This window comes from Acaryochloris sp. CCMEE 5410 (assembly GCF_000238775.2).
Lineage (GTDB): Bacteria > Cyanobacteriota > Cyanobacteriia > Thermosynechococcales > Thermosynechococcaceae > Acaryochloris.
The window spans coordinates 383,879-406,230 of the sequence record NZ_AFEJ02000001.1; the positions used below are offsets into that span (position 1 = coordinate 383,879).

16 protein-coding genes are annotated in these 22,352 nt (G+C 45.0%); 11 read left to right on the forward strand and 5 right to left on the reverse strand.

The window, feature by feature from the left end; translation table 11 throughout:
- Positions 1-37 precede the first annotated feature (37 nt).
- On the reverse strand, positions 38-1,777 hold the full coding sequence (locus ON05_RS01595; RefSeq protein ID WP_010476311.1) for an ABC transporter ATP-binding protein/permease: 1,740 nt from the start codon (positions 1,775-1,777) through the stop codon (positions 38-40).
- 85 nt (positions 1,778-1,862) lie between these two features.
- Here ON05_RS01595 and ON05_RS01600 point away from each other — a divergent pair, with 85 nt between their 5' ends.
- Complete coding sequence (locus ON05_RS01600; protein WP_029315370.1) at positions 1,863-2,744, forward strand: inositol monophosphatase family protein; 882 nt, start codon at positions 1,863-1,865, stop codon at positions 2,742-2,744.
- Here ON05_RS01600 and ON05_RS01605 read toward each other — a convergent pair.
- Positions 2,733-3,860, reverse strand: coding sequence for a DUF6765 family protein (locus ON05_RS01605; protein ID WP_010476309.1), 1,128 nt, complete (start codon positions 3,858-3,860; stop codon positions 2,733-2,735). The genes ON05_RS01600 and ON05_RS01605 overlap by 12 nt on opposite strands.
- Positions 3,861-4,496: 636 nt before the next feature.
- Here ON05_RS01605 and fghA point away from each other — a divergent pair.
- From fghA to ON05_RS01640, 7 genes are all read left to right on the forward strand, one after another.
- A complete protein-coding gene (gene fghA / locus ON05_RS01610; RefSeq protein WP_029315369.1) occupies positions 4,497-5,345 on the forward strand; it encodes an S-formylglutathione hydrolase in 849 nt (282 codons plus the stop codon).
- A gap of 76 nt (positions 5,346-5,421) precedes the next feature.
- Positions 5,422-5,976, forward strand: coding sequence for a phycobiliprotein lyase (locus ON05_RS01615; protein ID WP_010476307.1), 555 nt, complete (start codon positions 5,422-5,424; stop codon positions 5,974-5,976).
- A 40-nt stretch (positions 5,977-6,016) separates the two neighbouring features.
- Entirely contained in the window at positions 6,017-7,378 is a 1,362-nt protein-coding gene (gene der / locus ON05_RS01620; protein WP_010476306.1) for a ribosome biogenesis GTPase Der, read from the forward strand.
- A 268-nt stretch (positions 7,379-7,646) separates the two neighbouring features.
- Positions 7,647-9,161, forward strand: coding sequence for a DarT ssDNA thymidine ADP-ribosyltransferase family protein (locus ON05_RS01625; RefSeq protein WP_010476305.1), 1,515 nt, complete (start codon positions 7,647-7,649; stop codon positions 9,159-9,161).
- 1,079 nt (positions 9,162-10,240) lie between these two features.
- Positions 10,241-11,563 (forward strand): MFS transporter, encoded by a 1,323-nt coding sequence (locus ON05_RS01630; RefSeq protein WP_010476303.1) that lies wholly within the window; start codon positions 10,241-10,243, stop codon positions 11,561-11,563.
- A 124-nt stretch (positions 11,564-11,687) separates the two neighbouring features.
- Positions 11,688-13,787: a tetratricopeptide repeat protein gene (locus ON05_RS01635; protein ID WP_010476300.1), complete on the forward strand. Its 2,100-nt coding sequence runs from the start codon at positions 11,688-11,690 to the stop codon at positions 13,785-13,787.
- A 139-nt stretch (positions 13,788-13,926) separates the two neighbouring features.
- Positions 13,927-14,337 (forward strand): hypothetical protein, encoded by a 411-nt coding sequence (locus tag ON05_RS01640; protein ID WP_010476298.1) that lies wholly within the window; start codon positions 13,927-13,929, stop codon positions 14,335-14,337.
- A 178-nt stretch (positions 14,338-14,515) separates the two neighbouring features.
- On the opposite strand, the gene arsH is transcribed toward ON05_RS01640, so the two are convergent.
- Both arsH and ON05_RS01650 read right to left on the reverse strand, forming a co-directional pair.
- The gene (gene arsH, locus ON05_RS01645; RefSeq protein ID WP_010476296.1) at positions 14,516-15,148 is read right to left on the reverse strand and encodes an arsenical resistance protein ArsH; all 633 of its coding nucleotides are present in this window, start codon (positions 15,146-15,148) and stop codon (positions 14,516-14,518) included.
- A gap of 201 nt (positions 15,149-15,349) precedes the next feature.
- The gene (locus tag ON05_RS01650; protein WP_010476294.1) at positions 15,350-15,691 is read right to left on the reverse strand and encodes a hypothetical protein; all 342 of its coding nucleotides are present in this window, start codon (positions 15,689-15,691) and stop codon (positions 15,350-15,352) included.
- Positions 15,692-16,165: 474 nt separating this feature from the next.
- Between ON05_RS01650 and ON05_RS01655 the strand changes: the two genes are divergently transcribed.
- Complete coding sequence (locus ON05_RS01655) at positions 16,166-16,654, forward strand: 2TM domain-containing protein (RefSeq protein ID WP_010476292.1); 489 nt, start codon at positions 16,166-16,168, stop codon at positions 16,652-16,654.
- A gap of 124 nt (positions 16,655-16,778) precedes the next feature.
- On the opposite strand, the gene htpG is transcribed toward ON05_RS01655, so the two are convergent.
- Positions 16,779-18,785, reverse strand: a complete 2,007-nt coding sequence (gene htpG / locus ON05_RS01660) for a molecular chaperone HtpG (protein ID WP_010476290.1) — start codon at positions 18,783-18,785, stop codon at positions 16,779-16,781.
- 432 nt (positions 18,786-19,217) lie between these two features.
- Between htpG and ON05_RS01665 the strand changes: the two genes are divergently transcribed.
- Both ON05_RS01665 and ON05_RS01670 read left to right on the forward strand, forming a co-directional pair.
- Complete coding sequence (locus ON05_RS01665) at positions 19,218-20,432, forward strand: response regulator (RefSeq protein WP_010476289.1); 1,215 nt, start codon at positions 19,218-19,220, stop codon at positions 20,430-20,432.
- A gap of 548 nt (positions 20,433-20,980) precedes the next feature.
- Positions 20,981-22,336 (forward strand): CHRD domain-containing protein, encoded by a 1,356-nt coding sequence (locus ON05_RS01670; protein WP_010476288.1) that lies wholly within the window; start codon positions 20,981-20,983, stop codon positions 22,334-22,336.
- Positions 22,337-22,352 lie beyond the last annotated feature (16 nt).

Sequence of the window (22,352 nt, forward strand, 5' to 3'; positions counted from 1 at the left end):
AGTTGAGCCTCCCCATTATGCGCCTGAGCAATCCAGGTTATGCGATCGCATTCTCCACTTTCTCAGACTCAGACAACTCCCAAGTCGTATCTGCTGCTAACTTTAAGGTGCGCTCGTGGTAGTTCGTTAACGTTGATCGGTGGCCTACACTCAAAAAGGTGGTTTCCAGATGCTGTAACTGCTGATAGAGAGAAGCTTCATTACTCAAATCCAAAGCACTCGTAGCCTCATCGAGAATGGCATATTGGGGCTTATTCAGTAACAGCCGAGCAAAGGTGAGCCGCTGCTGTTCACCCAACGACAACACCGAAGACCAATCTTCTACCGCATCAAATCCCTCAAACCGTTCATCTAAGTCCGGTAGATTAATCTGCTGCAAAATGGCCTTGAGTTCTTCGTCACTGGCCTCAATCTCCATATTGGGATAAATCATCTGATCCCGGAGACTGCCCACAATCATATAGGGTCGTTGAGGTAGGAAAAGGATATCACCAGGTTGAGGACGGTGGATGGTACCTTGGCCCGAATTCCATAACCCGGCCATCGCTCGCAGTAAGGAACTCTTGCCACATCCACTTGGCCCTTTGACCAACAGCCCTTCGCCTTCAGACAACGCTATAGAGAGATCGGTAATTAAAGTCCTCTGATAATTGGGGGTCATCAGGGTTAGTTCAACTAGAGATAAGCCTTCCCCTTCCTCTACGGTAAAAGTGGGCTGGGTGAGTTCTTCTTCCGCATCAGACTCTGTCGATTCCTCTTCCGTCTGGCTCGGCTGTTCCAAACTTTCAGCAAAGGTATAGAGACGGTCGATGCCTGCCCCAAAGGAGGTTAACTCTTGGAAACGGGCCACAATCAAATTCAACGAAAAGAAGATCCGAATAAACGCGCCTTGGGCTTCGGAGACTTTACCCACCTCTAGCTCACCCGCAAAGATGCCAGGGGCGACGACAATGGCAGGTAGGATAAAGGGCAAAAACTCATAGGCATTGGAAAACACATTCAAATTCAACTGCCAAATAATCAGGTTCTTGAAATTATCAAAGGCTTCCATAAACCGCTCTTTCACCTGATCGGCTTCCTGCTGTTCTCCCCGATAAAAGGCAATGGATTCAGCGTTTTCGCGAATACGTACCAGGCTAAACCGGAAATCGGCTTCCTTTTTCAGTTGGGCAAAATTGAGCCTGACGAGTCCTTTTCCAAAGACCCCCACCGTCACCACGGTACCCAGGACGGCATAGAGCACCAAAAACAACACTAAGGAAGAGGAAATCTTCCATAGCACGCTGCTAAAGGCAATAATCCCCAAGAGGGAATCCACAATAATCAGCAGAAAGGTCAGGGATTCTTGGGTAAAACTTTTAACATCTTCGGCAATTCGCTGGTCCGGGTTATCGATATCTGTATGGAGGTTGTTGAGATTGTAGTAGGCGCGATTGCTAAAGTAGTTATCCACGTAGCGATTCGTCAGCCAGCGTCGCCACTGTAACCCTAAGCGATCGCGCAAATAGGTATAACCTGCAAAAATAGGTGCATAAGCCACCAGCACCCCCAGAAAAATCATAATGGTTTGCCAAAATCGGGCTTCATCCTGGGCGGAAAGGGCAGAAATCATTACTCCTCGGCGATTGTTGAGAAGTACGCTTAAGCCGGTATACCCCAGAGAAAGTACCATCACTAGCAGGAGCAATCCCCTGGCTTTCCATTTCTCCTCGCTATTCCAATAGCTAATGGCAATTTTCCAAAATCGCCCTAAAACCTGCAAATTAAATCGTTCCATTAGACCTTATCAATAACCCATCCCATACCTGACGTTAACCTAGTTAAGGTAAGAAGGGGTTGTTTGCCCGTAAACGATGGAAACTATGTCTAACTCACCCACGCCTCGGCAGATCCTAGAAACATTACTGCCGCCCTTAAGATTAGCCGCTGCCTATTCCAAAAATATTCAGTCCGTCATTGCGGCTCGCCCGGAAAAAACGAATCAGCACAATCACTTTGGTGCGGCCTTATCGGATGCCGATCTGTCCATTCAAACCTTAGTAGAAGTGGCCCTGTTGGGAGCTTATCCTCAAATCCGCTTCTACGGGGAAGAGTATGAAAAAACAGCTAATACCAAATATTTCCGAGCCATTGATTTAGGACCGGAGGGAGATTATTTAGTCACCCTCGACCCCATTGATGGCACTCGTTTTTACCTGGATGGCCATGATAACTACCAGATTATTGTGGGTGTCCTTAATCAGGATGAGTACGAAGCCGTATTAGCCATTTCTCCGGCCCAAGATTGCTATTACTATGCTCTGCGAGGCATGGGTACGTTTTCTGGTCCACTCAATGCCTCTCTGGACCAGTGCCAGAAGCTACAGATAGAGAACCCTAAACCCCTAATCTATTTGGGTTGGGGACTGTCGGATCAGATTCCCGATGTTGGTCCTGACTACCAAATCAACGACTTAAAAACGGCCTATTCCGACGAGCAGTTTGCCCCCAATATCAACGCTATCCTCAAGGGAGAGCTAGCAGGGGCGATTTTGGAATCGGGAAAATTTATTGACGGGGCTGCCATTGCTTTCCTAGCCCAAGAAGCAGGCTGTATGATCACCACCTTAACGGGAGAGCCGATGCCCCCCTTACATACCAGCCAGAATTACCAAAGACCGGGCCTGATTGTGGCAACTTCGGCGACTGTTCATCAGGATCTATTGCAGGTGGTTGCCAAAACTTTACTGGTGTCAGCGGGTTAGTTTAACGGCTTTATTCCCCCCAACATGAATGTTGTACTGGGGAAGCAAGGTATCAACAATATAGGAGCGATGGGCGATTAAGGCTTCGTGGAACCGTTTCCAATGGCTTTCTAGAAAACTGGGGTAATACTGAAAGATTTCTTCACCCGTATCTAGAAAAGCTTCGGTGCCGATCGCATTATGTTTCCAAGAACCGATGCCTTTATGGATATAGGACAGATGGGCACTGCCGAAACTAAATCGCCCCTGGTTGATTAAGTCGAGCCACTGCCGATACCGCACCTCATTATCCTTATGGGTAATGGATTGTAAGTATTCAGCAATTACAGCTTTATCCGCTGCAGGCAGTCCGGGGACGAGGGCATTCGGATCCCCCAATCGGTAGCGTCGCAACCACTGACACATATGATCGGCGGCTTCAAGATAGTCTGTCGGATTGTTTCGGATAATTTTCTCGTTGAGACCGTTGGTATAGCCCCATTTCAGAAACGGCTTGTCGGGATGCCCTAAGACCGCTCCATGTCCCAGGGGAAAGACTTCGCTGAGCAGATGGCCTGTGAGATTGTCGACCAGATTCTTTTTGAAGTAGGCTTTGACCTTTTTAGTGAATTTGCGGTCGAGGTTGCCTCGGGCGTCAATCAGTTTGGTGGCTTCATTGACCTGGTGGTTAACGCCTGCAAACCCTTGGTGAGCCCAAGTATCGGCATAAACATGCATGGCGATACCCAGCCGATATAGACCATGATGGGTCTGGTGAAGCTGGATACATTCTCGCAACATATCCTGGGCGACATGGCTGTTGGGGCGGCAAATTAATTTATTGATAAAGGTGCCATTGGGGTTCTGGTGAGCGGCCAGTCCCTCATTCCCTGGTAAAAAATGAAACGGAATCCAAACTTGATAGTTTGCCAGCTGGCGAAAATTTCGATAATCCAGCAGTTTATGGGCAGAACTAATGTGATTAAATACGGTGCCATTGTTAAAGCGAATTAAGCCAGAATTTGTGGCGTCATCGACATATTGGGCGCAGTGGGCAATGACATCGGCTTCTGGGTGATCGAACCCAGCCAAACGGGCCACGATATAGGTGACACCGTTATGGAAATCGATTTGCATTCTGGGTGTGGCTCCCTCAGCGGGAAGGGTTGCTATCAGACTACCTGAAGATGGTGACGACCGTCAGTAAGTTTATTTTTTATTGAGATAGTGTTCTGGATGCCGATTTGAGAACGGGTTGACAGCCCATTTTGATGGATTGAACTGGGTTTTAAGGCGATTTCCGAACGGTTTGGCTAGGGTTGAAAGACTCGATTCGGGAGCAGTTATTGAACCAACCATAATCAAACCTTAATCGAGAAAAATGCGAAACTTAACCTGTCTTTGCGGACGGATTTAAATTGAATTCTTCAGAATAGACGGCAGGTTCACAATTTCTCAGAGTAAACTGATCGGCTAAGTAAGCTGATTGATATGAAGGGAATCGCGGGTTAGATGTTCTTAATCTTGAGGTGCTATGGAAACAAAAACCTGGGATTAATTGCCACGCCCTTGTTTGTGCCTGCGTTTTTTGATCTTGCTCTATGCCCAAACCTCTAGTTGTGAAAGCGGCAACAAGTAGGCTCGCCTATTCTCAAGGTACAAAGCAATGGTGGGCGAATTTGCGATTCGTAAATTGAGGTAAACAATCTGATGATCAGGGATGCGATCTCATCTTCATCCTCCATAATGGCGAAGTTGCTCTAGATTGCATCTATGTCAGTATCGTTCACCTGCCGCCAGGAGACTGTCTGCTTTGGCGGCACCATGGGATTCTACAGCCATGACTCCCAAACCTGCCGCACCCCCATGAATTTTGCCGTCTATCAGCCTCCCCAAGCTGAAACAGGCCGAGTTCCCGTGCTTTATTTTTTATCGGGACTCACCTGCACAGAAGAGAATTTTGTCACCAAGGCGGGTGCCCAGCGATATGCGGCTGAGTATGGCGTGATGCTAGTGGCTCCTGATACCAGTCCGCGGGATGGCGAAACCCCTGGAGCAGAAGAGGATTGGGATTTAGGGACCGGGGCAGGGTTTTATGTGAATGCAATGGCGGATCCTTGGGCCAAGCACTATCACATGTATGACTATGTTGTAGAAGAGTTACCAGCACTAATTGCCCAATTTTTCCCGGCAAATCCAGAGCGGCAGAGTGTGTGTGGTCATTCCATGGGCGGCCATGGGGCCTTAGTCTGTGGGTTACGGAATCGCGATCGCTATCGGTCCATTTCTGCCTTTGCTCCCATTGTGGCTCCGACTCGCTGCCCCTGGGGCCATAAGATCTTCTCCAATTATTTGGGCGTGGATATGGAAACTTGGAAGCAATACGATGCCTGTGAGTTGGTGCATCACTACCAAGATGATCGCCCTTTGCTAGTAGATCAAGGCACAGCAGACTCTTTTCTTGAAGAACAGTTGCGACCTCACTTGCTGCAAGAAGCCTGTGAGCAGGCCCAGCGTCCCTTAACCCTGAGAATGCAGCCGGGCTATGACCATAGCTACTATTTCATCGCCAGTTTTATCGGCGATCACATCAAATTCCATGCCGAATATCTGTGTTCGTGAGGGTTTCCTCAACTGAAATTCGATACCAGGGGGAACAATGTCCTAAAATTAGGGGATTGCCCACCCTCACAGTTCCATGGACATCCAGGCATTTATTCAACAAAGTTGCGGCCGATGGTTTACGCAGCGCACATGCCATCAGATGGGAAATTTATCCTCTGAGGCCCAATCGGCGCAGCTTTGGATGGAACAACTGAGCTTGGAAGATAGCGCTGTTTTGGAGTTGTGCAACGCTGCCGAAGTTGATCCAACGGTGGCTCAATGTGCCGCTAGAATTTCTTGGAAAGAACAGGGGTTTCAGGTTCAACCTCAAGAAACGGGGGAGTTGTTGTTGGTCGCCCTATCAAACACACCCCATCAAGGAGAAATTCTGCAACAAGTGGGTTCAGCTCCTTTGATGCGACTCAATTTTCAAATTGATGGTGATCAGAGACTGATCCTCACGGGAACCCAAGATCAATTGCATTTGGAGGAACGGGTATGGTTCGCCAGCCCTAATTTGCGTTTACGCATCAGTCTATTAAAACAGGCGAATCAACTATATCAAGCGACTTGGTATTCTGAAGTGCGGATGGGAGTTTTACCCGAACCTGCGCCCGAAGAACTACCCCATGCCGCCTCAACCAAGTAAGCGCCAATCATTCAATTTATTTAGAAATAGGGATATCAGTATGGGGTTACCCATTGTTGCCATTGTTGGTCGCCCAAATGTGGGTAAGTCAACCCTCGTCAATCGACTGACAGGGATGATGGATGCGATTGTCCATGATTCGCCAGGAGTGACTCGCGATCGCACCTATCGTCCGGCCCTCTGGAATGGTCGGGATTTTTCCCTAGTGGATACTGGCGGATTGGTGTTTGACGACCAGACGGAATTCCTTCCCTTTATTCGGCAGCAAGTCATGATTGCCCTAGCGGAAGCTACCGTGGTGGTGATGGTGGTAGATGGCCAAGCTGGCCCCACCCCCGCAGATCATGAGATTGCCCATTGGCTGCGGCAGCAGGATACCCCTGTGCTGTTGGCAGTGAATAAATGCGAATCCCCAGAACAAGGCATCACCCAGGCGGCCCAATTCTGGGAATTGTCTTTAGATGAACCGTTACCGGTCTCAGGCATTCACGGTAATGGCACTGGCGATCTTTTAGATCAGGTGGTCGAATATTTCTCCGAAACCCCTGAATCTGAAGATGAACCGGAGATTAAGGTGGCGTTGGTAGGACGCCCAAATGTGGGTAAATCCAGCTTGCTCAATGCTTTTGTGGGCGAGAATCGCTCGATTGTGAGTCCCATCTCCGGCACAACCCGCGACACCATTGATATGGTGGTTCGTCGGGGTGAGCAAGCCTACCGCTTTATTGATACGGCAGGCATCCGTCGCAAGAAAAATGTCTCATACGGACCGGAGTTCTTTGGCATTAATCGGGCGTTTAAAGCAATCCGGCGATCGCAAGTCGTATTGTTTGTGATTGATGCCTTGGATGGGGTTACAGAACAGGATCAGAAGTTAGCTGGGCGGATTATTGATGATGGTCGAGCTTGTGTATTGGTGGTGAATAAATGGGATGCCGTCACGAAAGACACCTACACCATCAATGAATTCAGCAAACAGATTCGATCTCGCCTCAATTTTATGGAATGGGCAGAAATGATTTTTGTCAGTGCCCAGACCGGGCAACGGGTGGAAAAAATTCTGAACTTGGTGGATACGGCTGCTCGACAGTTTGAACAGCGGGTAACCACTTCTGTGATAAATGAAGTTTTGGAAGAAGCGGTGAGCTGGCATACGCCTCCAACCACTCGCCAAGGACGGCAAGGCAAAATTTACTACGGAACCCAAGTCAGCAGTCAACCACCGACGATTGCTCTGTTTGTGAACAATCCTGACCATTTCAAAGACAATTATCGTCGCTATATCGAACGACAATTCCGAGAAAATTTAGACTTTACAGGTACCCCGATTCGTCTACTCTGGCGAGGGAAGAAGCTGCGGGATGTGGAGCGGAATACTGCGAATCGAGCAACAAGAGCTTGATTTAATGTTTACACCCAATTTTTCAGAGTTAGCTTTAGAAATATCTAAATAGCTGTGATTCTGTGTGGCAATCAATAAAATGATAGCTTTCTGAGGAAACAGCCACATATGCCAAATCTTATTCCAAAAAAAAGATTTGGTAAATGTGGCTGTTTTGGTAACAAAGATGGGGAATGATAATAGAAATGTTTTTTCAGTAGATTATTGATCTAACATTTTTTTCTGGCGTTTCTCACTTATTAACCTAAATAATAGCTATCCCTGAAAAATGAAAAGCAAGTGGATTGCATTGAGTGGCTTAAGTTTTAGTATTGGTTTTTGTCTATCTATACCCATTAACAAAAATATTGAAAAATCTCTATTGATGGGGGTAGGTGCATCAGCTAGCACTATGGCATCTGTATCAATCTTGAGTAAGCTAAATAAGATTGATGAGCACATTTATAGAAGCAGATTAGATCTTACTGAGCAACAAAAAGATGTAGCGGCTCAATTGGAGCATTTGCAAGAAGATAAAGCATCTGCTGGTGAATCACTGGCGGTGGTGGTTGAGCAGCTAGATAAAAAAAATGAAGCTTATTCTCAGATTTCTGATAGGAATAAGCAGCTAGAGTCAGACAAAGAGGATTTAGAATCCTTAATCAATCAATACTCTTCAGAGTTAGATGATATCAGCTGTTTAATTGAAGAAAGAAATGAGGAAATAGATCAATTAGATCAAAGTAAATCAGATCTTGAAAGCACTCTAAAAGATTTACATGGCCAACAAACCAGCTTTGAGCAAAGACTTGAAGAGAACAGATCCTCCCTGAGCCTAATTGAAGCTGAAGTAAGTTCTCTAGAGGAACAGAGAGTTGGATTGCTAGCTAATTGTGAAACCCTTAATGAAGAGATTAAGAGTATTGAACAAAATAAAACTGAGATAAATGCTTCTATTTCTAATGCAGAACTACAGTTAAGTCAGAATAATGCAGAAGAGAAGAGTTTACAAGAGCGTATTATAGCTCTTAGTTCTCAAGCTGAAGCCAAAGAGACTGAAGTAAGCAAATTAAATATAGAAATCAGTAAACTAAATAAAAATAAGGAAATCATAGAAGACAAGAAAAACTCCTTCTCTTCCTTAGATTTTATTTACCTAAGTAATACGGGGCTTGATAACAGACAACAAAAAATAAAGGAAATATGTGAAGATAAGGATATAGATATTTGTACTCATTTTACAAGAATCAAAAACTTACCAAGTATACTCACTCATGGCTTACTCCCTAGAAAACATCTCAAAAAACTAAATATTAATTATGAATCTGTCAATCCTGAAAGAGTAGATAGCTATAATGATTCAGTTTCCCTAAATATAAGCTTTCCTCATTATGATCTAGTCTTTGATTACACTGAAAGAACTCAGAAGAATTGGGTCTGCATAAGTTATGCCAAAAATATTCTTTGGGAGTTGGACTGTGCATTCTATTTTACTGAATCCACTAGCAAAAAAATATTATCAACCTCTTTAGAGGAAAGAAAAAGCGTAAAATCATTTGAAGAGCTTTTTATAGGAAATGATCATCTTCCTAAAGAATATCCAACAGATTCTAAAGCCGAGGTGCTAGTTTTTGGTGTTATCCCCCCTTCTTATCTTAAAACAGTTACTTTCTATGATGATGAAGTACGTGATAATTGGATGAGAGATAATCCGATATTCAGTTTTAATGACAGACTATTTAGTCGCAGAGATAAGATTAGAAGTGGCTGTGAAAGTGCCAAAGAGGTAAACATACATCATTGATTTACATCAAAAGTCTGAAGTTGTAGGGGTTTTGTTTATAATGATTTGACTCGTTTTAAGATACTCAGTATAGTTTAGGTTTTGGGTAAATCAAGGTGAATCTATAATCGAATATATGAGTGTCAAACTATTTATCACAGCTATTTGATTTTGATTTAGACTTCGAAGCTTCAGATTGGTCTTTATTGTCATTCTCTGATAGCGAACCCAGAACCTTAGTGAGTGGGAACCCTTTGCGAATTCTTCCATTATTGGGTGAATCCAAAAGCACTGAATCTGAGCCTGAATTGGGTTGTGGGTTCGATTGTGCAGTGTTTGATAATTTCTTACTGATTTGACAGAGATCTTGGTTAGTGTAAGAGGTTTCTGACTGCTGATCTGATAGAGAAGCAGGAGAAGTGTCCTGTATATCTGAGGCTTTTGGAGATGGACTATTTTTCTCCTGAGCCAGTGATAAAGAAGGTGAAAAACATAAACAAGACCCTAGCAATAGAACTGCTGATTTTGGATGCCAATTCATCAGGATACCCACCAGTATTGAGAAAGTGAAAAAGCTTGACTGTTATTCCCAGTCTAACGAAAAGTTAGTTTTATCAAGAGGGATGCATACAATACAGCGCTGTAACTTTTTTACTTTAGGTGTTGATTTTTTATTGAATAGAGAATGAACACGGAATATCACAATTGTAAATAAGCGTGGACAATACATTGCATTGAATCTTGAGGGTTTGGTTTTCCGGTCAACTTAACCCATTATAGTACAATTATACTATAATGATTCTTCAGCTATTACCAAAATTTTTTAATCGTTTAGTATTTATAGCCCCGCTCTCATAGGCTTGTTTGGATAAGGCTCCTAGCCTGATTAGGCCGTTAAGGTTCAACATGTTAATAATTACTCTCTGCCGACTTTACCTATGTGGCAAAACTCATTTTGAACGAGGGGAGTAGGGAAGCACTGCTTCTTCCCCAAATAGAGCTGGCGTGCCACTTTCGACATATGAACTGTGCTGGAAGCAATTACTGCCATAGCACTCAGACCCTTCTGTCCAAGACTTACGCGATCGCAAGTTGGATTCATGACAAAAGTTTTCTATGCCATTTTGGTGAACTCACTAGTTGCCCTGTTGACGAATACCTTTGTTTGGTTTGCGGCAACGTTTTGGGTGTACTTGCAAACAGAGTCTGTTGTGGCGATGTCGATGATGGCGGGCATCTATTTAATTACCGTGTCTATTTCCGGTTTCTTCCTGGGGGCATTGGTGGATAGCTATTTCAAGAAAACCGTGATGCTGCTGTCCAGCTTCTGCTCCCTTGTTTTATACCTCTTGGCCTATGGGGTTATTGCTTTCTCACAGGTCGAAGTCTTTACCAATCCTGCAAACCCCAGACTCTGGGGATTTATTCTTCTAGCATTAGCGGGTGTAATCGCAGGTAACTTACGATCCATTGCTCTCCCTACTTTAGTGACGCTTTTGGTCCATAAATCTAAGCGAGACCAGGCCAATGGTCTCGTGGGAACCATTAATGGTGTTTCATTTTTAGTGGCGTCTACCTTCAGTGGATTGGTGATTGGTTTTTTAGGTGTGAATTGGATGTTGGAAATCGCGATCGCATTGACCTTGTTAGCCATCCTTCAACTTGTAACAATCCCCATACCTGAGCAGAAAATCCTACGAACTGAGTCAGAAACTCGAAATGTTGATCTTCAGGGCACGATTCGATCGATTTATCTTGTCCCTGGTCTATTCGCATTAATTTTCTTCAATACCATCAACAACTTTTTGGGTGGGGTCTTTATGTCTTTAATGGATGCCTATGGACTATCCCTGGTATCTGTTCAGGTTTGGGGGATTTTATGGGGATTCTTAAGCTTGGGCTTTATTTTGGGTGGGATTGGGGTGGCCCGCTGTGGCTTAGGGAAAATTCCCCTGCGAACCTTATTTCTGGCCAACCTAAGCATATGGGGAGTGGCCATCTTTTTTACCATTCAGGCGTCAATTGTGCTGTTGGCGATGGGGTCTTTTGTTTACCTGTGTCTAACCCCCGTGGTGGAAGCTGCCGAACAAACCATCTTGCAAACAGTGATCCCCCTTGAGCGCCAGGGGCGGGTTTTTGGCTTTGCCCAAAGTATTGAGCAAGCGGCTTCCCCCTTGACTGCATTTATGGTGGGTCCTATTGCCCAGCTCCTGTTTATTCCGTTTATGACCACAGGGGCTGGGGTTGAACTCCTGGGTCCCTGGTTTGGAACGGGTCGGGCTCGGGGAATCGCCCTATTGTTTACGGTGACGGGACTGGTGGGATTAATGATTACCGTATTGGCAATGCGATCGCATTCCTACCGAATCTTATCGAAGCAATATCGCAGGGCCAAAACCCATCAACTTGAAGCAAGGGTATAATCCCACAGAGGTTCTGTTCCCCTTGGGAGAGGTGAAAATATGGATTTAGCACCGATGCTACAAGAATCACAGTGGGCAGAAAGTTAGAATTGAGTATAGTTCCTCATACTTTCGATGTTGCAACATGATCTGTTGCCTCAGTCCTACCTGCAATCAGCCCCAAAACCACGATGGAGATCACTACTGCCAACGATGTGGTGCGCCCCTATCCGCGTTACTCAGAAACCGCTATAAAGTTATCAAACTTTTAGGGAAAGGGGGGTTTGGCCGGACTTTTCTGGCCCATGATACGGATAACCTGAATGAGCGTTGTGTTGTAAAGCAGCTCACCTTCCAATCCACCAATGCCTGGATGAAACAAAAAGCCATTCAGCTCTTTGAAGGGGAAGCCCAACAGCTCCAGCAACTGGGGACTCACCCTCAAATCCCTGCTTTACTGGGCTATTTTGAAGACGAAGGCTGTCTGTATCTGATCCAGCAGTACATAGAAGGGAAAAATTTAAAGCAGCTCCTTGAACATCAGGGCCCTTTTTCTGGGGAACAGATTGAGCAAATATTGCTTAATCTGCTTCCAGTTCTGCAATACATCCATGAACGCGGCGTTATTCATCGAGATATTAAGCCCGATAATATTATGCATATTCCTGGAACTGGGAAATATGTGCTGATCGATTTTGGCGTTGCAAAACCTATCCCTAATCCTGCGAAAGAGCTATCTGGGACCGTCCTGGGTTCTCCTGGTTTTGCACCCTTTGAGCAAATGCGATTAGGCATTGCCACCCCTAGCGGTGATTTGTTCGGATTAGGCGCGAGCTGTTTTTATCTATTAAGCCAAACCTCTCCATCCACTTTGGCAACGGAACTCGGGTACAGTTGGCTAGAGTCATGGTATTCCTATGTTTCTCAGCCCCTCAGTCCCTTGCTAAGACAGGTTTTGAGTCAGCTTTTACAGAAAGAAGCCTCAAACCGCTATCAATCGGCAGAAGCAGCCCTAAAAGCGTTATTCAGGACGGTCCCAACCCCAGGGGCCAGCGCCACAGCAACGACTCTCCCCAAAGCTTCGACGTTACCGTTACCGGGGCAAGTGCAGAATTCCCTGGAAGCGTCTTTGCCCCCTACAAAAGTGGTTGAATCTTCGGTGGACCGACGGTCCAAACCCTTTATCTTTTATTTAGCACCCCAATCCAATACCACTTCCCTTCAAAAAGACTCGTCTCCCCGCATGAGTCGCAAGGTAGTTGGCAGTGCCCTATTCACCCTGACACTCCTGGGCGGAATCGGGTATGTCGTGGCCCAAGGGCTACAATCAGCTGTTTCCCCCAAAGCGATCACAGTTGCTGAGGTCAACCGGCAAGTTCAAGGTCATCTCCAACAAGGGGATCAAAAGTTTGCCCAAGGAGACTATCAACGGGCATTGCGTGAATATGCAGCTGCGATTCAGAAAGATCCTGAAAATGCAGAAGCCCACTTTAACAGTGGGATTACGAAACGTCGGCTCAACGATCTTAAAGGGTCCATCGCCCATTACACTACCGCCATCCGCCTCAAGCCGACCTCAGTTGATGCTTACAATAATCGAGGATTGGTGCGTAGCGAGCTAGGGGACAAACTGGCGGCCATTGCTGATTTTACGGAAGCGATTCGCCTCAATCCCCAGCATGTTCAGGCCTATAACAATCGAGGAACCATCTATTCTGAGGTGGGGAAAAAACAGGCGGCCATCGCCGATTATTCCCAAGCGATACAGATTGATGCTCAGTATTATGAGGCGTACTTTAATCGCGGCATTGTGCAGTCAGATCTGGGCAATACCAAGGCTGCGATCGCAGATTATTCCCAGGTCATTCGCCTGAACTCCAACTATGCTCAAGCCTACAATAATCGGGGAATTGCATATGTTAACCTCGGCAATTTGAAGAATGCGATTGCCGATTATACTCAGGCGATTCGTGTTGATCCCAAATATGCCAGAGCTTATACTAATCGGGGCACTGCCCAATTAACCTTGGGAAATAAACAAGCCGCAATTGCTGACTACACCCAAGCCATTGACATTGATTCAACCTACGCTAAAGCATATGAAAACCGTGGTACGGTAAAAGGCCAGCTCGGCAAGAAGCAAGAGGCGATCCAGGACTTACAAAAAGCTGCAGATATTTACCAAGTTCAAGGAAAGACGAAGGATTACCAGAAAATGATCGAGGCTATAGAAAAATTGTCATAACATCCCAATTATAAATACTACTAGAAAAGGGTAAATTTTTAGTGAAAGATGGAAATTGTGTGTCAGAATCTTTGAAACTTTAATTCTGAAAATTTCGTCTTTTTAGGCAAACGTTCCCTATACCTTTGAGGCATTTTTAATGACTAAATTTGCTCCCAGTATTCAAAGAATAGTCTTATCCGCAACCACCGTGGGTTGCTTGGCAAGTTTCTCTATTCTGTCTCCTCAGCTGGTTAGATCCCAGGATATTCCTCAACCGGATCAATCCCCAGCTGCAACCGATGAAATCACGCCCACCCCTGAAGCTGACCCAACGCCCGGAGCCCCTGAAGCTGACCCAACTCCTGAACCCGCGGCTCCCAATAGCGGCCAGACTATCTCACCCACGACAGTGGAAGAAAGTTCTGATGCAATTGGTGGTGCTGACAGCCCAGCTCCTGCAGCTCCCACAGGCGATGTTGCCCCTGCTGACCCTAGCGATCCAGCACCGGTTACCCCAACAACCCCAGCAGAAGAGGTTGCCCCACAACCTGTCCGTGGACTGTGGTAACTCTCATCTATTGGGCTGGATTTGAGTAAAGATTCAAACTCAAAATGCCAGGTTGATCAATCCGCATGGTTGATCAACCTGGTATTTTTATGATTAGCCGAGCCATATCGACACCTTTGCCCCTTTTGTTAATAGTCCTACGCAACGCGGTGAGGCAGCTCAAAAAGTCCGGCTATCATTATTTCAGTACTTTTGACATATCCATCTGTTGCTGTGCCTTGCGTTCACTGTAGCGATCAGTGAGTTCATCCACTTTGTCACGCAGTAACAAGGTAAACCGATACAGTTCTTCCATCACATCAACGACCCGATCGCGATAGGCAGAATCTTTGAGTCTGCCATCTTCGTGAAATTCCTGGTAAGCCTTTGCTACAGAAGATTGATTAGGAATGGTGAACATTCGCATCCATCGTCCCAGCAATCTCATGGTATTCACCGCATTAAAGGATTGAGACCCGCCTGAAACCTGCATCACAGCAAGGGTTTTTCCTTGGGTGGGCCGAACAGCCCCTAATTTTAGAGGTATCCAGTCAATTTGAGTTTTCATCAAGCCAGAAATATTGCCGTGGAGTTCAGGGCTAGACCAGACCTGCCCCTCGGACCATTGGACCAGGGTGAGCAATTCCTGAACTTTGGGATGGGTATCGGGTTCAGCTCCATGTAACGGAAGCCCGCGAGGGTTAAAAAAGCGCACTTCTGCCCCCATCTCTTCAATAATCCGTGATGCTTCTTCTGCCAGAAGACGACTGTAAGAGCGCTCTCTCAAAGAACCATAAAGGAACAAAATTCTGGGAGGATGATCAAGACTCATCTTTATTATTTAATTCTGTAGGCGGACTAAAAATAGTGTCGACTTTGATTTTACAAAGATACGGTTAAAGTATTGATTTATATTTTTAGCCAGATAAAGATGAGACAAATTTAGGAAGATTTTTGCTTGGCCGAATACTGGCACGAGTCAGGGACAATAACATGATTGATTGTGTTGCATGGCAATCTACCACAGAGGTGGTTACTGTGGGCCTTCAACAGACATTGAGCCATTCGTATTGAGTAATTCGCTGAGCTGGTTGAAAATCTGAAAGCAATGATTCTGTCTATGGAAAGGCAACTCTTCATTCGTCACAACCACATCCATCTGCTTAGCATTGGCAGAATCTAAAGCATTGTCTACCACAACTTCAATGGTGACGAGTTTGGCAATGGCAACTTGTCCAGGGTGCTCTCTAGCAATCAGACAGTCCTTTTGGAAAAATAGGACTTCTAGACCATTTCCATCTAAAAATGTTCGTAATTTTGAATAGATATTGTCTAAGGGTTGTGAAACGGTGGTTGAGCAAGTATATCTAGCCATAAAAATGTATTAAAGTGTTATTCGCCTAAAGGAAAGCCACTCTCAATTCACCTTGTCTGGGATTGAATTGAATCGAGAAGTTAGCTCCTATGGGCTCAACCTCTCATGTATTTGTGAAGTTCCGGTTAACCCCGCTCTGCTCGGAATGATTGCCCCATAGACATAGGATGGCGGCGGACAAAAAATAGCTTATGACAGATAGACAAATCTCATCGAATTTCCTGGTAACAATCTCTTTGGGACCTGTGTGAAGCAAAGCTTGGGGAAGGACGTAGAAATTTCCGAACCCGTTCCGCATGGACTTAGCTTAGGGCTAAACAGCTGACAATACGGCTATTTGTGGCCTTCGCCATAGCTGCAGATATGCCCCATAACAAGCTGTAGTTAAAAAAAGATTAGGGCTAGCCTCACCACCTTCGAAGCGTGTCGGTCAGCAAGTTTGTCATAATAGGATTGAAATACTGGATATTTGGCATGGCAGCGGAACCGTCAAAAGCAACATTGACCTACAGCCAAGAGCAAGTTCAGCAAATCCTCAACCTTGCGATCGCACAACAAGACTATGAGGGTGAATTTTCCCATGCGCAGCTTCTAGAAATTGCCGAAGAACTAGCGATTCCCCAAATCACCTTGGAGCAGGCTGCTCAAAGTATCAAAACCCAACAAGGGGAATTAGTGAAGCGCCAAAGCTTTAATTTGTATCGTCGCGCTAACTTGCGAAAAAAAGCAGGACGATATGCGATCGCAAATGCCACTCTCATCCTCATCAATACCCTTATGGGATTCTCGTCCCCATGGTCTTTGTATATTGCCTTGATCTGGGGATTGCGTTTAGGACTGAATGCCTGGAATGTCTATCACACTGGGGATGAAGCCTACGAACAGGCTTTTCGGAGATGGGAACGCAAGCATCAGTTTCAAAAGAAAGTGGATACCTGGCTGGGACGATTGTTAAGTGTCTAATCCAGTAACGCCTCTCTTATCCCTTCCACCTAATCTGCCCCCAATCACATAGCCCGCTCAGCAATGATACTAAGCGGGCTATAAATGTTGAAGCTTAGGGGCGCTTCCCCAAGTTTCAAGGTCTCTATTTCGCAGCTAACTCAGTCAACCGAGTGAGCACCTGGTTAGAGCGCTCGGTAAATGCTTGCATTCCCTCAGCATCAAACCCTTTCTGAGCCATCAGAGCCAAATCATAGACATGGTGGCAAATCTGATTTGCTAATTCTCCTGCAGGGGATTGACCATCCGCTTGGACCACTCCTCCCTGACTCAGAGTCAACAGATTTTGAATCAGCGGATGAGAGGTATTGACTAGCAACGTATATTCAGTAGGAAACTGCATATTCTGCTGCTGCATCATGGCCATCATCTCCTGCATCCGACGAGCAGATTCCGGTAACAGCACTATTGCTGGAGGTGCCCCTTGAGGAGTATCCGACTTCAACGCTTCGGTGCGGATGGTTAGACTAGAATTGTCCAGAGATTTCTCAAACAGGGCCTTGATAATTTCACTGCGTGTTTGATTGGTAGTGGGATCGACAATTTCGGCTGCTTGATCCTTATCAATAAGGGTTTCATCTAAATCCGCATCCACCCGGGCAAACTTTACGTCTGTATATTCTCGTTCTAGGAACGGGACAAAGTGGGTGTCAATAAAAGTATCCAGGAACAGTACTTCCAAACCTTGATTTTTCAGCAAGGAGACATAGGTCGCTTGGTTGACCTCATCGGTACAGTAGTAAACCTGGTTCTCATGCCGCTCCTGATTGCGCTCCAGATACTCTTTCAACGTCGTATGGGGCGGTTCAGAGGAGGCAGCAGAAGCCTCTTCTCTGGCATCAGCTGGAGAATCTGCCCAAGCATCATCCGTCGTATCTTCAGAATTTTCAACGGCAGGTTCAGCCTTAGGCTCTGGGGCTGGAGCAAGTTCAGCAGTGGTTCGATAAATCAAAATATCTTCGATTTGTTTCTTGAACTTATCGTTGTTGATGGAGCCGAATTTGACGAAAGTCCCCACATCTTGCCAGCAGCGAATATAGGCATCCCGGTCATCACGATAGAGGGCTTTTAGACGATCCCCAACTTTTTTAGCAATGTAATCCGCAATCCGGCGAACCGTGCGATCGTTTTGCAAAAAGCTACGGGAGACATTGAGAGGGATATCGCTACTGTCAATTACGCCCTGGAGCGGCATCAGGAACTGAGGAATCACCTCTTCACAGTTGTCGCTAACAAATACCTGATTGCAAAACAGCTTTATTTGGCCTTTCGTCACATCAATATCCGGCTTCAGCTTCGGAAAGTAGAGAATGCCATTGACGATAAACGGATAGTCCGTATTTAGATGTACCCAGAGTAAAGGATCTTCCTGGAAGGGATATAGATACCGATAAAACTCCAGATAGTCTTCATCGGTAAGATTGCTAGGAGACTCTTTCCAAGGTGCTTTTTGCTTGTTAATTTGCTCATCCCCTAATTTGATGGGGACAGGCAGGAAATCACAGTAGGTCTTCACCAAAGACTTGATGCGAGCCTCTTCGGCATATTCAATCTCCTCTTCCATCAAAGTGAGGGTAATCTTAGTCCCTCGCTGATTCCACTCTGAGGCCTCTAACTGATAGTCCGTATTGCCTTCGCAGGACCAATGAACGGCTTCCGCCCCTTCTTTATAAGACAGCGTATCGATTTCAACTTTTTGCGCCACCATAAAGGACGAATAAAAGCCCAAGCCGAAATGGCCAATTATAGCCTGATCACCACTGTCTTTATATTTCTCGACAAATTCCTCTGCACTGGAAAAGGCCACCTGAGTAATATATTGCTTGACCTCATCAGCTGTCATGCCGATGCCATTGTCGGTAATGGTGAGCTGCTTGTTGTCCTTGTCAACGGTGATTACAACCTCAGGTTCCCCCACTTCACCGGAATATTCCCCTGCCATCGACACCATCTTCATTTTCTGCATGGCGTCCACTGCATTGGAAATCAGTTCCCGCAAGAAAATCTCATGGTCTGAATAGAGCCATTTTTTGATGATCGGGAAGATATTCTCGGTATGTATCGAAATTGTGCCTTGTTCCAGCATAGTCATTGGTATCCGTTCAGGCGATCAATAGTAATTCCATCATTTCCCTTAAAATATCGCATTTCCAACAGCCACTTAGATACTGTAAGTGCAGGTGAGATCACCGATGGTATGGGATTCGGATATCCCTACCTACCCAGCTAGTAAACGAGATGGATCTATAACCAGTGATTAAAAGAGTTAATGTCTACGATGAAAGTATTTTGTTACTTTTGGTATGGTTATCTATTTCTATCGAAATCAATCGATAGGGTTATCCTATAAACCATAGCTAAAATTATCGTCAAAACATCCTTGAATGATAAAGAGGGATCTGAAATTTTGCGGAAATAGTACTTGGTTAAGGTGTAAAGCCTGTACTATTAGGAATAAAATTAACGATCTTTTGCCATTTAGTCAGATTTCTGTTAAATTCAGCCCGACTTTGCGAATGAAATAATGACAACTTTGCCGAATAAGACCCTAAAGTCAAATATTTTGGTCGTTGATGATTCGGCAGAAAACCTGCGTATCCTCTCTAGTATGCTGACAGAAGAGGGATTCGCTGTTCGCTGTGCCCGCAGTGGCCTTATGGCTTTGACAACATTACAAAATACTCGTGCTGATTTAATATTGCTAGATATTAAAATGCCTCAAATGTCAGGTTATGAGGTGTGTGAACATCTAAAGGCTGATCCCGTTACCCGTGAAATTCCAGTAATTTTTATCAGCGCTCTAGACGAAGCGATGGATAAAGTCAGAGCGTTTCAATTAGGTGGTGTTGATTATATTACTAAGCCTTTTGAGTTACCTGAAGTACTGGCACGAATTGAAAATCAAATTACCATTAGTCGCCTAAGAACTCAACTGCAAAACCAACAGCGAAAACTGCTCAGACAGAATCAAGAGCTAATGCGGTCTAACCGAGAATTAGAGCAGTTTGCCCATGTGATGTCCCATGATTTGAAACAGCCATTACAAAGTTTTCTATTCGCCATCGGGCTAGTCGAACAATGCTGTCAATCGAATACGAATCCCAAAGTGTTCGACTATTTAAAGCGCTTGCGAGATACCAGTGGGACCATGCAGAAACTCATTGATGCTTTACTAGATTATGCTCGGGTTGGCAATGAAGAGTTAGCCATTGAGGAAATTGCATGCGAGTCTATTTTGGCCATGGTACTCGATAATCTTCAGGTGGAAATTACTGAGCAATCTGCTGTTATTCATCATGATGCACTACCAACTATCATGGCAGATAGAAATCAAATGATGCAGCTCTTCTATCACCTCATTACAAATGCCTTGAAATTCCAGCCTCCTAATAACAAACCAGACATTAAAATCTCAGTAAATTTGTTACCACAAGATGTGACTGAGCAAACAGGCAGTACTGGGTTTCTTTCCTTTGGAAACTATGATCAGCAGGAAAACTATAAAACTCAAAGCTACCTGTTTAGTATTCATGACAATGGTATTGGTCTAGATGCTGACCAAGTTGAGTTGATCTTTGAAGTCTTTCAAAGACTTAATTCAGATGATTACTCAGGGACGGGGATGGGATTGGCAACCTGCAAAAAAATCCTAGAACGCCATAATGGACGCATTTGGGTGGAGTCAGAACTGGGTAAAGGTACAAATGTATACTTTACGCTTCCACAAAATCCTTCCTGATCGCTTGGATGTAAAGGACAAAACATTAATTTTTAAAAAATAATAAAAAGCAGATCTGAAGTAACCAGATAGGTGTTAGCTCACACCAGAAGTTCTGAGTGCAAACTCTATAGAATTAGTTTGCTTCCATGCTTTAGAAAATCATCAATTCCGTGTTAAATATCTGCCAGTTTGGCTTGATTTTTATCGCATCCATTTGCTTTTATACCTATAGTTAACTATTTCAAGGTTCCCCCTTGACCGTTTAATCTCGCATTATTTTCATTGCTAAACTCTTTTTTGAAGGTTAATTTATGTTTATCTCAACAAGAAAATATCCGGTTACTACCGAGGAATCTGATGCCGACCTAGATATATTCAGGAACAGTGGTGATCGGAGATCTACTTCTTCTAATAGTGATGACATATTTGATTTTTCCCTCCATAACGTAGATGTGACTGCGGCAAGCAGGACTGGAGTGAGCACAAAAAGGCAAATCAATGTTGTAGCCAATAGTCCTACTGTTCCTCCTAATCCATCCAATCCATTAGTCGCTAGCAGCCCAATAGTGCCTGCACTTTCTCTAGAGCAGGAAGATACCACGGGTATCCAGGTTCGGGTGGCTTCTGTCCTCACTGCAAACCAAGAAGTTACCCCTAGCAACAACCCTGGTGCCAGAGGAAATTCTATCCTTCTACTTAATCCTGATGGAGATGCCTTAAGTTATCAATTAACGGTCTTTGGTTTGGATTTCGGCCGGTTTATTGGGGATGGGCCCCCCTTTACAGCGGATACCAATGATGATGTGACCAAAGTTCATATCCATAATGCAATTAGAAATGAGAATGGCCCCTTAGCTTTCGCCCCCATCGATTTAAGCGATCCAACCATCGATAATCAGGATGCCGACGATTTGCAGTTCCAACTAAATGTGGATGGATCCGTGACCTTGACCGGACGATGGGAATTAACAGATCCAGCCTTAATTTCCCTGAGCGAGTTTGTAGATGATTTTCGCAATGTAGTTAGAGGTGGTGACATTCCTTTGTATTGGAATATCCATACTGAAGGCTCTCCTTCCGGGGCCATTCGGGGCCAACTTATTGAGCGGGGATTGCAATCTCCTGTCCGTCTAACATCAGAGTTAACGACAAGCCAAGAAGTTACACCCAGTAGTAATCCTGAAGCCTCGGGACAATCGGTGCTCCAACTCAATAGTGCTGGTGATGCCTTGAGTTATACCCTTACAATCTTTGGTTTAGACTTTGGACAGTTTATTGGTGATGGCACTGCCTTTACCTCTGATACCAGCGATGATGTGACTAAAGTCCATATCCATAACGCGGTTCGAGGAGACAATGGTCCCCTTGCTTTTGCTTTGATTGACTTAGAAGATTTAGCGGTTAACGATCAGGATAATGACGACCTCATAATCTCTCGAAATGAAGATGGCTCAGTGACCCTGCAAGGCATTTGGGAAACGTCTGATCCAGCTCTCATTCCCTTGAGTGATTTTGTGAATACGATCCGTGGTTCGGCTGCTGGCGAGGATATCCCTTTGTATTGGAATGTTCATACCGTGGGTTCTCCAGCTGGAGCGATTCGTGGACAGTGGCAGCCAGATGGGTTAACAGGGAGTGACTTGCCCAACAGCCTTGTCGCCAGTACTTCTCAGGCTACTTTGCAAGGAAGTGAGGGCTACGATCGCTTTACCTTGGGAGATGAGGTTGTTGAGGACACTCTCCAACAACATTTTGTTTTTAAGGATTTTGATGTTTTAGATGAAATGGATTTGGGTACAGCAACGGTACTATCAACCCATGTAATTAGCTCAGACCGGATGGTCGCTAACCTAAGTAGTGGCGATACTCTGACTGTTGTGGGTGATACTATTACAGCTCAAACCCAGATGATGACGGTATAGGTACATCTAAACTTAC